This is a genomic window from Mucilaginibacter glaciei, assembly GCF_014773245.1.
Taxonomy (GTDB): Bacteria; Bacteroidota; Bacteroidia; order Sphingobacteriales; family Sphingobacteriaceae; genus Mucilaginibacter; species Mucilaginibacter glaciei.
The window spans coordinates 621,672-634,376 of sequence record NZ_JACWMX010000001.1; the positions used below are offsets into that span (position 1 = coordinate 621,672).

At 44.1% G+C, this 12,705-nt stretch carries 9 protein-coding genes; all 9 read right to left on the reverse strand.

Translation table 11 applies throughout. The features are described from left to right. Nucleotides 1-232 precede the first annotated feature (232 nt). The gene (locus tag IDJ76_RS02860; protein WP_191160520.1) at nt 233-1,975 is read right to left on the reverse strand and encodes a HAMP domain-containing sensor histidine kinase; all 1,743 of its coding nucleotides are present in this window, start codon (nt 1,973-1,975) and stop codon (nt 233-235) included. After that, entirely contained in the window at nt 1,972-3,108 is a 1,137-nt protein-coding gene (locus IDJ76_RS02865; RefSeq protein WP_191160522.1) for a sensor protein KdpD, read from the reverse strand. The genes IDJ76_RS02860 and IDJ76_RS02865 overlap by 4 nt, the downstream gene beginning before the upstream one ends. Nucleotide 3,109: 1 nt before the next feature. Beyond that, nucleotides 3,110-4,819: a potassium-transporting ATPase subunit KdpA gene (gene kdpA / locus IDJ76_RS02870; protein ID WP_191160524.1), complete on the reverse strand. Its 1,710-nt coding sequence runs from the start codon at nt 4,817-4,819 to the stop codon at nt 3,110-3,112. A gap of 37 nt (nt 4,820-4,856) precedes the next feature. Then, nucleotides 4,857-5,912, reverse strand: a complete 1,056-nt coding sequence (locus IDJ76_RS02875) for a porin (RefSeq protein WP_191160526.1) — start codon at nt 5,910-5,912, stop codon at nt 4,857-4,859. Nucleotides 5,913-6,046: 134 nt separating this feature from the next. Beyond that, complete coding sequence (locus IDJ76_RS02880; RefSeq protein ID WP_191160528.1) at nt 6,047-6,613, reverse strand: K(+)-transporting ATPase subunit C; 567 nt, start codon at nt 6,611-6,613, stop codon at nt 6,047-6,049. Between the two features lie 12 nt (nt 6,614-6,625). Next, the gene (kdpB, locus tag IDJ76_RS02885) at nt 6,626-8,659 is read right to left on the reverse strand and encodes a potassium-transporting ATPase subunit KdpB (protein WP_191160530.1); all 2,034 of its coding nucleotides are present in this window, start codon (nt 8,657-8,659) and stop codon (nt 6,626-6,628) included. Nucleotides 8,660-8,667: 8 nt separating this feature from the next. After that, on the reverse strand, nt 8,668-10,386 hold the full coding sequence (kdpA, locus tag IDJ76_RS02890) for a potassium-transporting ATPase subunit KdpA (protein WP_191160532.1): 1,719 nt from the start codon (nt 10,384-10,386) through the stop codon (nt 8,668-8,670). Nucleotides 10,387-10,395: 9 nt separating this feature from the next. Continuing rightward, the gene (locus IDJ76_RS21195) at nt 10,396-10,473 is read right to left on the reverse strand and encodes a potassium-transporting ATPase subunit F (RefSeq protein ID WP_078346467.1); all 78 of its coding nucleotides are present in this window, start codon (nt 10,471-10,473) and stop codon (nt 10,396-10,398) included. 254 nt (nt 10,474-10,727) lie between these two features. Further along, entirely contained in the window at nt 10,728-12,704 is a 1,977-nt protein-coding gene (locus IDJ76_RS02900) for a KUP/HAK/KT family potassium transporter (protein WP_191160534.1), read from the reverse strand. Nucleotide 12,705 lies beyond the last annotated feature (1 nt).

Genomic DNA, 12,705 nt, shown 5'->3' on the forward strand with positions numbered 1-12,705 from the left:
ATGTAAACTAGCAGCGGCGGCAAATCCGCATAACTTACAAAAAAGGAGGGCCACCGGATTAAAACCGGCGGCTAAACCTGTAAGTACGAAGCACAACAAGGTAAAAGAAATATTGTACAGCCAAAGTGTACGATAATATTGTGCAGTAAGAGTGTATAGGCGGCTCATCAACAGCTACCTATACGTAAGTTTCTAAAATAAATTGTGCTTCAATAATTATTTATCCCCGGCATTAAACCGCTAGCGGTAAGGTAAAATAAAAGCGGCTTCCTGCACCTATTTCACTTTCTACACCTATCTGGCCACCCTGCGCATTAATAAAGTCCTTCGAAATAGCCAAACCTAAGCCCGATCCTGATTTATTTTGGCCATCGGTTGGTACCTGGAAATAGCGGTCGAACAGGCGTTTTTGATAGGTTTCGTCAATACCTTTGCCGGTATCTTTCACAGAAAATTCTACTTGCTTTTTATTAGCTTTTACCTGTATAACAATCTTTGATTTTTCGGCACTGTAACGTAATGCATTTGAAAGGAAATTGACCAGCACCCATGCCGTTTTTTCGATATCTACCTGCACATCCGGCAGTACATCATCTTTAAGGATGTCTATCTGTACCTGTTTTTGATCTGCCTGGAATTTGATTGATGTGATGGCATAATCTACCACCTGCATTGGGTTAACAGGTACAAAGTTCAATTGGATATTACCGGTTTCTACCTGCGATAATTCCAATAATTCGCTGGTTATCTTTAGTAGCCTGTCGTTATCATCCTTAATGTGGTTAACCAATTGTTCCTGCTCGGCGTTAATTGCCCCAATACGCTGGTCGTTCAACAGCTTAAGGCTCATTTTTATCGAGGCGATGGGCGTTTTAAGTTCATGTGATATGGTAGCTATAAAGTTGGTTTTTGCCTCGTCGCGCTCCTTAAATTCGGTGATATTCTTTAAAATGTAAACCTTCCCTGCCGAGCGGCTGGCCAATTGTAGCGCGCCCTTTGTATCGTCGAGGTTGGGTATGATAATGTCGCTGCTTTGCATTTGAAAATGCAGCTCGCGCCCATCTAAAACAATTTTGAAAGGTTTAATAGATGAATCATTTTTTAAGATAGTCTTGAGCAGGTCATTACTTTTGGTCAGCGTTTCGGTATTTTGGCCAACTACTTTATCGTCTGTAATGTTGAGCGTTTTACGTGCGGCATCGTTCATAAACAAGATCTCTTGCTTCTCATCAATACCAATAATGGCATCCTGCATCTGATCGATAATGGTTTCAATCCGCCGCTTTTCAGATATTACCGTCGCCAGGTTACTGCTTTCCCACTGGTTCAGGCGCGCAGCCATCTGGTTAAAGGCCCCCGCTACTTCTGCAAACTCGTCGTTTTGTTCAAAATGCAATCGTTTGTTATAGTTACCCTGGCCTATCTCCCTTATACCTTCTAACAATGCCCGCAGCGGGTTAGCGATAAACCCGGGGAAGTTGACACTGAAACTAAATAAAACCAGGAAAGTAAAGGTACCTACCAAGCCTAAAAACAAGGTGGCCCTGCTTACAGATTTACGCGCATTATCATTTTTGCGAACGATAGCCTGCATATTTAATTGCTCTATAGCGCGTAAAGTTTGCCTGATCTTACGTTCGGTTTGTTGTTGGTTAACCGAGGGTGTTTTTAGGTCGCTGGCAGACTTGCGCAGGCTTTCGGTAAGCTGCCTTTCGCCTGGTTCAGTAATGTTATGCTCCTGCATGGTTAGCCACCTGTTAAAATCAAATAAAGCCGGGTTTTTAAGCGGCAGATCGTTCTCATCGAGCACCGTGCGCATTTCACGTGCAAAGCTTAGCGTTTCATAATTGTTTTTAAGGATGCCCTTTGCATTTTCAGATATGTCGCGGATATAAAATAAGGCGGTTGCACCAAAAAACAGCACAACCAAAAATAAAAAGCCGAAGCCTAAACGTAGTTTTGTTCTTACTTTCATGATAGTATTACTAAATCAGTTTCTGTTTTGGCAATCTTGTTCAGCAACTCGTTAAAGATAGCCGTTCTGAGTATCACCTGCCATAAATTTAAATGTGGTTTACCTATGCAAATGGTAGTTACCTCTTTTTCTTCGGCTACCTGCATAATGGTTTGCGTTATGGCGTCGCTTTTAAGTTTAATGAGTTCGGCACCTAACTCGGTGGCCAGTTTAAAGTTATTGATCAGGTGCCTTTGTTTATCCAGCTTGATGCGGTCAAGGCTTTCGCCGCTGCTTTGTACGTATAAAACTATCCACGGAGAGCGGTAGTACGATGCCAGGCGGGCCGTTTTACGGATCACGATCTTGGCTGTTTCGGAATTGGATGAGATACAGGCCAGAAATTTCTCGGGCCTTAATTTGATCTGTTTAGGGATCTCGGTATCTATCTTTCGCTCTACATGGTGAGCAACTTCCTTTAAGGCCAGTTCGCGCAGTTGCAGGATCTTGTCGGATTGGAAGAAATTTTGAAGTGCGCGTTCTATCTTGGCCTTTTCGTATATCTTGCCTTGTTTCAACCGGTCAACCAATTCGTCGGCTGTCAGGTCAATATTTACTACCTCATCTGCCAGATCCAATATTTTATCGGGGATACGCTCGGTAATCGCAATGCCGGTTATTTGCTCCACATCCTCGTTTAGGCTTTCTAAATGCTGAATGTTCACGGCGGTTATCACACTGATGCCGGCTTCCAGAATATCCAGTACGTCCTGCCAGCGTTTGTTGTTTTTGCTCCCCTCAATATTGGTATGGGCCAGTTCATCTACAATGACCACTTCAGGGTGCCGGTTAATGATGGCTTGCAGGTCCATCTCTTCCAACTCTTTACCCTTATAAAACGTTTTACGGCGGGGTATTAAGGGCAGGCCTTCCAGTAAAGCGTGAGTTTCAGCCCGGTTGTGGGTTTCTATGTAACCTATCTGTATATCTATGTTAGTACGTTGTAAGGCATGGGCCTCCTGCAGCATCCGGTAACTTTTGCCTACACCGGCACTCATGCCGATATAGATCTTGAGCTTGCCCCGCCTCGACTTTTTTACCAGTTCAATGAAGTTTTTTACGGATGTATCTTTATGTTCCTGCTGTTCTTCCATATCAGCTCAATTGAGTTAAATATTCATTAATTGGCCCTAACACCAGCGCAGGGAACAATGATAAGACTTGCAAAACAACCATTACAAAAAACAGCATAACACCAAAACTGGCCGAATCTGTTTGCAAAGTCCCGGCCGAGTAAGGGGTAGGCCGTTGACGAAGCATGATACCCGCAATAGCCAAAGCTCCTAACACAGGAATAAACCGGCCTGCCATCATGGCAACTGCCGTTGTCAAGTTCCAGAAAACGTTATTATCTGCCAACCCCTCAAAACCTGATCCATTACCCGCGAACGACGAGGTGAACTCATATAGAACAGTTGTAAAATTATGTGAGGAATTATTGCTGAACCACGCCGGTGCTGCACCTGCGGCATTTAAATTATTGTATGCAAAAATAGTGATGCCCGTTAGCCCAAGGCAAATTAGCGGTTGCGCAATGTATATACCCATGGCAAGCTGTATTTGCCGCATCGTTATTTTTTTACCAAACACTTCAGGCGTACGTCCTATCATCAGCGAGCCCATAAAAATAGCGATGATAACAAATACCAGCATATTTATCCAACCTGTGCCTACACCGCCAAAAAACGCATCAATTTGCATACCCAGCAACATGCTAATGCCCGATAAAGGCATATAACTGTCGTGCATTGATACAAGTGTACCGGCGGGTATTGCTACATTTATGCCGGCGTAAAATGAGGATAGTAAGGAGCCAAAACGCACTTCCTTCCCTTCGGTATTTCCGCTCAAAACAGATATACCCATTTTTGATTGTAACGGGTTGCCGGCAATTTCCTGGCTGATGATTGGGATAGTTAGTAAAACCACCCCCACACACATAATCAGGATGATCATGCGCGAGAATTTCTTTTGATTTATATAGTAACCTAAGAAAAATATAAACGCGGCAGGCAACAGTAACACCATAAAAACATGGATAATAAAGGAAGCGACGTTGGGGTTTTCAAAGGGGTGTGCATCGTTTGCACCAAAAAAACCTCCGCCATTTGAACCAAATTCCTTGATAGGCAACATAGCGGCAACGGGGCCTGTTGCTACCGTAACCTTGTCGCCTTGCAGCGTGGTAATACTTTGAGGCTTGTTAAAGTTCATGGGTACACCACAAAACATCAGTAATATACCTGCAAGCAAACATAACGGCAGTAATACACGGGTAACGGATAGCACCAGATCGCTATAAAAATTACCTAAACTATTACTTGCTTTCCGCGCAAGGCCGCGTACGATGGCTACACCTGCGGCAAGGCTTGTGGCGGCACTAACAAACTGTAGAAATGTAAAAACTGCTATTTGGGTAAGGTAAGTAGCTCCGCTCTCGCCCGAGTAATGCTGCAGGTTGGTACTGGTGAGGAAACTGATAGAGGAGTTAAGGGCAAGGCTCCATTCCATTGATGGGTTACCTGCGGGATTGAGAGGTAAAGAGCCTTGTAGAAGTAGTAGTGCGAAAGATAATATCCACCATATGCCGTTTATTACCAGAAGGCTAACAGCATATTGTTTCCAGGTCATTTCCTGTTGCGGATCTATACCGCCCACCCGGAAAATGAAATGTTCGACCTGTTTTAAAAAATCGAGCGGACTTCGCTCGTGTTTGTACACGGCGGCCATATATTTACCAACAATCACAGCTACCGCAAGGATAGCTGTGATGAGGAGTATGAGCAGCACTATTTGCAAATACATTTGTTTTATTTAATTGATAACAAGACTTATGCCTTATTTAAAAGGCGTATACCGCTGCTAATAAAAACTGCGATGCCTGTTTAGTTGGCCCTGCGCTTTTGTTGATAAATTGCGCTGTCGAGCCATTATCCAACCTTACTTCTGGTATAAATGTTAGCGGCCCGGCTTTCACATTTGCTGTTAAGGTAAATGCGGTTATCGATTCGCCTGCCGGCGGACCTGCCGTGGTAAAACCACCATTTTTTGTTTTAAAGTACTCGCCCCTAAGCCCTAAAGTTACATCTTTAGATACTGCAATTTGCGGGTATAAGGCTACACCTTCAAATCCGCCTTTAACTGCATCGGGTGCTGAGAATGTTGCACCGTTTAAGCCTAATTTAAATGCATCTGTGATTTGATAGGTAGTGGTCAAATCTACAATGGTACCCGATTGCGGGCCGGTAAGCAGGTTGACATAAGCTACCCATCCCTTAGCCGGGCTCACCATTAATTGCGAACCGAAGGTGTTTATTTTTCCGCCAGATTGATATACGTTCCAATAATCGTTAAAAATACCAGCCATTAAGCTCACTTTACTGCTAAACGCATACGTTAATTTAACGCCTGCATTTTGGAACGGCCCATTGGTGAATAGGTAAGAAGTTGAGTAGTTAAAGTTGCCTACCGGCGATACTACCTCATAGCCTAAAAACGTAGCCATGTAACCTGCGGTAACGTTTAATTTGTCGGTAAGATCATACCCCACGTATAAATTCTGAATATGGAACGACTGGTTATTACTGCCACCATTAGGGATAGACTGAATTTCGCCACGGGGGCCGAAAGATAATTCACCCACAAAAGATGCCTTATTTACTTTCTTTTTTACGCCCAGATCGATCATACCTATCGAAAATGAATTTTGATCTGTTGCGAAACTGGTAGGGATGTTGGAGGTACCTGCAGCACTACGGAATTTAGAAAAATCGTATTTGTAATAAGCATCTACAGATCCGGTGATGATTAACGGATTTTCTACCGTTTTGGTCGAATCCTGTGCTTTGGTAGCAATAGCAGCTAATACAATGGCTGCAGAGAATAGAAGTTTTTTCATGTTTTTATATAAATCTGTCATTTCGAACGAGCGATAGCGAGGAGAAATCTTGTTCATCATGCAAAGCTCGCCACCTACCATTCAAAAAAGATTTCTCTCTATCGTTCGAAATGACATTTGGTTGTGTGTTTTATTTATTTTTTAAGTTCGTCAAGTGCCACGTTCAATTTCAATACGTTCACTTTTGCAGGGCCTAACAGGCCTAAAAGCGGTGCTTCGGTATGTTTAGCAACAAGATCGGTAACTTGCGCTACGGTTAAACCGCGGTTGTCTGCAATCCTTTTGATCTGGATCTGTGCGGCTGCCGGAGAAATGTCCGGATCAAGCCCGCTGCCCGATGCGGTAACCATTTCTGCCGGGATATCGCTACGTTTTAAATACTGGTGGTATTTAAGCAGGGTATCAATGCGGCTGGCTACATCTTTCAGATAATCCGGGTTGCTTGGGCCTTTGTTACTGCCGGCGCTGCCTGCTGCATTATAGGCTACAGCCGATGGCCTGCCCCAAAAGTATTTGGGTTGTGTAAAGCTCTGGCCAATATTGGCATAGCCAACAACTTTGCCGTTCACCACAATGGTTTCGCCATCGCCACGGCCTTTTGATAACTTACCGGCCAACGAGATGGCTACCGGGTATATTACACATAGTATCACGGTTAAAACCAGTGTGATACGGATGGATTTTATGATGTTACTTTTCATGATTATTATTAATTAAAAGAACAGGGAAATAAGTAAGTCGATTAGTTTGATACCGATGAAAGGTGCTATAACGCCGCCTAAACCGTATATCAACAAGTTACGGCGAAGTAACGCACTGGCGCCGATAGGTTTGTATTCTACACCTTTTAAAGCCAATGGGATCAGCATCGGGATAATAATCGCATTGAATATTACCGCTGATAGTATCGCGCTTTCAGGACTGTGCAGGTGCATGATATTAATGCTCTGCAACGCCGGGATAGAAGCGATAAACAGCGCAGGTACAATAGCGAAGTACTTAGCCACGTCGTTAGCGATAGAGAAGGTAGTTAGTGTACCACGGGTGATCAGTAACTGTTTACCAATCTCTACGATCTCAATCAGCTTTGTCGGGTCGTTATCCAAATCCACCATGTTACCGGCTTCTTTAGCTGCCTGGGTACCGCTGTTCATGGCTACACCCACATCAGCCTGGGCCAGGGCAGGGGCATCATTTGTTCCGTCGCCCATCATAGCTACTAACCGGCCTGCCTGCTGTTCGGCTTTGATGTAGTTCATTTTATCTTCGGGCTTTGCCTCAGCAATAAAATCATCTACACCAGCTTTCTCAGCAATAAATTTGGCGGTAAGCGGATTATCACCGGTAACCATAACCGTTTTGATACCCATTTTACGCAGGCGTTCAAAACGTTCGGCAATGCCGGGTTTGATGATATCCTGCAGCTCTATCGTACCCAAAACAACCTCGTTTTGCGCTACTACCAGCGGCGTACCGCCGTTTGATGCGATGGCTTTAACACGTTCTTCCACATCGGGCGAGAACTTGTTACCAGCCGCTACCGACATGTTCCTGATAGAATCAAAAGCGCCCTTACGGATACGCAAACCATCTGTGGTATTTATACCGCTTGAACGGGTCTCGGCAGTGAACTTGATAAATTCTGCTCCTTCAGGCGCAGTCATTGGGATACGCATGTTACTTTGCTGCGCCAACTCGATGATAGATTTACCTTCGGGTGTTTCATCAGCTAATGACGAAAGCACAGCAGCCTTTACCAGGTCTTCCGGCAATACACCAGGGGCAGGCCAAAATTGGGTAGCCTTACGGTTACCTATAGTGATAGTACCTGTTTTATCTAAAAGCAACACGTCTATATCGCCGGCAGTTTCAACCGCTTTACCAGATTTGGTGATCACGTTAGCACGTAAGGCTCTGTCCATCCCCGCGATACCGATGGCCGATAAAAGGCCACCGATAGTTGTAGGGATCAAACACACGAAAAGTGAAATTAGCGCGGCTATTGTGATAGGAGTATTGGCATAATCTGCAAAAGGTTTCAACGTAACACATACGATAATAAATATCAGCGTGAAGCTGGCTAACAGGATGGTCAAAGCGATCTCGTTAGGTGTTTTCTGGCGTGATGCACCTTCTACCAGTGCGATCATCTTATCCAGGAAGCTTTCGCCAGGCTCGGTTGTTACTACCACCTTTATCTTGTCTGACAGTACTTTTGTACCGCCGGTAACAGATGATTTATCGCCACCCGCCTCGCGGATAACCGGTGCAGATTCGCCTGTAATGGCCGATTCATCTATTGTAGCTAAACCTTCTGTTATCTCTCCGTCTGTTGGGATGGTATCACCGGCCTCACATACAAAGTAATCGCCTTTGCGCAATTCGTTTGATGACTTGCTCACGATGCTGCCGTCGGGCATTAACACATTAGCAGGTGTTTCTTCACGGGTTTTGCGCAAGCTGTCAGCCTGTGCCTTACCACGCGCCTCGGCAATTGCTTCGGCAAAGTTGGCAAACAATAAGGTAAGCAACAGTACAATAAAGATGATAAGGTTGTACGAGAATGAACCCTGGCCGGTATGCAAAAAGCTGTATATGCTCATGTAAAGCATAATGGCGGTGCCCACTTCCACGGTAAACATTACCGGGTTGCGCATCATCACCTTTGGGTTCAGTTTAATGAACGACTCTTTAAGTGCAGTTTGCACAAGGGCCGGTTCGAATAATTTATTTGATCTGGTTGTCATGATTAAGATTATTTAGGCATTGAAAAGAACTCTGCAATAGGGCCTAAAGCCAAAGCAGGGAAATATGATAATGCGTTGAGTACAAGTATTACGGCAAACGTCATCAGCCCGAAGGTTACTGTATCGGTTTTTAATGTACCGGCAGATTCTGGGATATGTTTCTTTTGGGCAAGTAAGCCTGCAACGGCTACAGGGCCGATTATAGGCAGGAACCTGCCCAATATCATCACGATACCTGTACTTACATTCCAAAAGATGTTATTGTCGCCCAGGCCTTCAAAACCCGACCCGTTGTTTGCGTTAGATGAGGTCATCTCATACAGCATCTCGCTAAAGCCGTGGAAACTTGGGTTGTTTAACCATGCCGATGGCTTAACGGCCCAGTCGGCATTGCCATGATTGGTAAATACAAAGGCTGCAATAGCTGTACCTGCCATGATTAAGAATGGACTTAATAAGGTGATCAGGGCGGCTATCTTAACTTCGCGCGCCTCTACTTTGTGACCCAAAAACTCCGGTGTTCGGCCAACCATCAACCCGGAAATAAACACGGCGATAATCAGGTAGATGAAGTAGTTTAATACACCCACACCACAACCGCCAAAGAAGCCATTGATCATCATACCCAGTAATTGCCATAAGCCGGTAAGCGGCATAGTACTGTCATGCATCCCATTAACAGAACCTGTTGATACGATGGTAGTAAAAGTACTCCAGTATGCGGTAGCCGTAGGGCCGAAGCGTACTTCTTTACCTTCCATTGCGCCGGTGGGCTGTGCTATACCCATTTTAGCAATGGCTGTATTGCCCCCGGTTTCGCTGCTGATACTTGGAATGAGCAGGAGCAGGGCGCCTATCATCATTACCCCAAATATTACCCAACCCAGCTTTTTCCTGCGGATGAAATAACCGAAGCATAAAACCATCGCGATAGGGATGATCATTTGTGAAACGATCTCTGTAATGTTAGTCAGGTAATTCGGGTTTTCTAAAGGGTGGGCAGAGTTTGCGCCAAACCATCCACCACCGTTGGTGCCTAAGTGCTTAATGGCTATCATTTGGGCAGCCGGGCCGCGTGATACATGCACGGTATCGCCCTGCAGGGAGATGAATTGATCTTTACCTGCGTAACTGCTTGGCGTACCGTTGAAGGTTAATATTAACGCTACTACGATAGATAACGGCAATAACAAACGGGTAATGGATCTTAAAAAGTAGGCCCAGAAGTTACCAAGGTCTGTAGTCGTTTTATCGCGGAAGGCTTTAAATAAACCAACAGCACAGGCAATACCTGTTGCAGCACTTACAAAGTGCAAAAACATGAATATAAAGTGTTGTATCAGGTAACTGGCACCGCTTTCGCCACTATAGTGTTGCAGGTTACAGTTAACCACAAAGCTAATGATGGTGTTAAAGGCCAGGTCGGCAGTCATGCCTGGGTTACCATCGGGGTTAAGTGGCAATTTATCCTGCTGCATTAAAACGAAAAAGCCATAAACTAACCAAAGCAGGTTAATGCACATCATCGCCTTCAAAAACTGTTTCCAGTTCATGGGCTCGTTAGGGTTGATGCCCGATAGTTTATAAATGCCGTTTTCTAAAGGTTTCAGGAAATCTGTCCATACCTTTTCGCCGGCAAACATTTTTGCCAGGTATTTGCCCAGGGGTATGCCTATAACCAGCATGAGGACAAACGAGGCAATGATTCCAAATAATTCTGTGTTCATTGTGGTAGATTAAAAGTTTTCGGGTTTGAGCAGCACGTATACCATGTATAGGAAAACTGCGATAGAAATGATGAATAGTGCGATCATGATGTGTTAGATTTTTTCGAACCAGTCGATAGTTTTAAAAATTAGCCACCAGCTAAGCAGTATGGCGAGGAAAAGGATTATTGTGATCATTATATTGATATTTGATACGCCTATGCCAATAGCAATGCCGTGAACAAACGTTTTTATATAAACAACTAATAATCAATTATTTATATAATACAAAGGTGTGTTCATGGTGTTCATGAACAAAAAAACCCTTCCGAAATGGAAGGGTTTTTTATCAAAACGAGAATTTATGAGTGCTTGACCGGCGGGATCTTCTTTAAGTTGAAGTAACTAACCGGCGCTACCACGAGCGGTATTTTTTCGATACGGGTTTCACTTGTGTCCAATCCAAAGGCTTTTGCATCTGATTGTGCCAGCTGTTTAATGGCGAAGTAACTACTTAGAATAAAGCCCTCCTTCGCGCTGAACTCATTTTCATAGGACAGGAACTTTTCCATCAATACAAATTGAAAATCGGCCGCGAGGTGGTACTTTTTCAGTGAAGGGTAGCGGCTGGTAATATCAAGCTCATTACTGGCTACCATCTCCTGTACCACTTTTCTGAACAATACGTTTATTCGCGGCTGGATCCTGAACCCTAACCTGAACTCTACCCGGATCACCTTATCATCCTTCAGTTCCTCTACACTGTATTCCATGGTAAAAGGTTCGTCCGTTCGTTCAATATGGATAAACCAATAAACGTTAGCTCTTTTCGGTTTACGGCTTAAAATGGAGTAGATAATCTTTTGCTCTATCTGCTTACTGTTATTTGCCTTGGTAAGGTAAATTAAATGGGTGGAGAATTTGGACACACTTGTGTCCTCGCTTAATTCGGTCAGTACCGGCAAATAGTCCCTCAGATCTACAAACGACAAAAACCGGTTGTTGATCTTGCGCGCCCTGAACCAGATGTACATGGTAAATATTAAACCAACTTCAAACCCTACAAAAAATAATCGTTTTAAAATTTTGATGGCATTGGCAACAAAGAATGAAAACTCTACCGTGAGGAACATACACAATATAATGGTAACCAGCCAAAGCGGCCAGTGCTTTTTATACCGCATAAAATAATACATGAGTATCGTAGTAGATAACATGGCTATTGTGATAGAGAAACCATACGCGGCAGTCATCGCTTCCGATGTTTTAAAATAAAGGCTCACCGCAATACATCCAAAACAAAGCAGCCAGTTAATACTGGGTATATATATTTGCCCGCGGATGTTTGATGGGTACTTAACCGTAATCCGGGGCCAAAAATTCATACTGATGGCTTCGCTAATAAGTGTGAATGAACCGCTTATCAAAGCCTGGCTGGCAATTATGGTGGCAAACGTAGCGATCAGCACTGCGGGGATAATAAAGTCATGCGGTACAATTGCAAAAAAGGGATTTACTCCTTTTACCAATGCCGGGTTGGTTTGCCTTAAAACCCATGCACCCTGGCCCAGGTAGTTAAGTAACAGGGCGGTTTTAACAAAGCCCCAGCTTACCTGAATGTTTTTGCGGCCGCAATGGCCCAGGTCAGAATATAAGGCCTCGGCTCCCGTTGTACATAAAAATACAGCACCTAACAACCAAAACCCATTAGGGTGGTCGGTTAGTAAATGATAACCATATACAGGATTAAAGGCCTTAAATATCTGGGGATATTGTGCCACCTGTATGCCACCTAATAGGGCCAGCATCACAAACCAAACCAGCATGATAGGGCCAAATGCTGCGCCCACTACGTTAGTGCCAAACTGCTGGAAAAAGAATAGCAGTAATATAATAATGATAACAATAACCAGTATGGTTGTATTACCCGGCACGATGACGGTTGATAGCGCAGGTACCAAGCTTAAACCTTCAATTGCCGATGTGACAGATATCGGCGGGGTAATAATACCATCTGCCAGTAGGGTACCCGCGCCAATAATTGCTGGTATGGCAAGCCATTTTCCATATCGCCTAACCAGGGCGAATAAGGAAAAGATACCACCTTCGCCGTTATTATCAGCCTGCAGCGTTATGAAAATATATTTAAAAGTAGTTTGTAAAGTGAGTGTCCAAAACACGCAGGATATAGCGCCCAGCACCATAAACTGATCGGAACGGCCGCCTTCTTTTAACAGAGTTTGTAACGTGTAGAGTGGTGAGGTGCCTATATCACCAAAAATAATACCTAATGTAATTAGAACGCCGCCGGCAGAGAGTTTCCTGATGTGTGCGTTCATA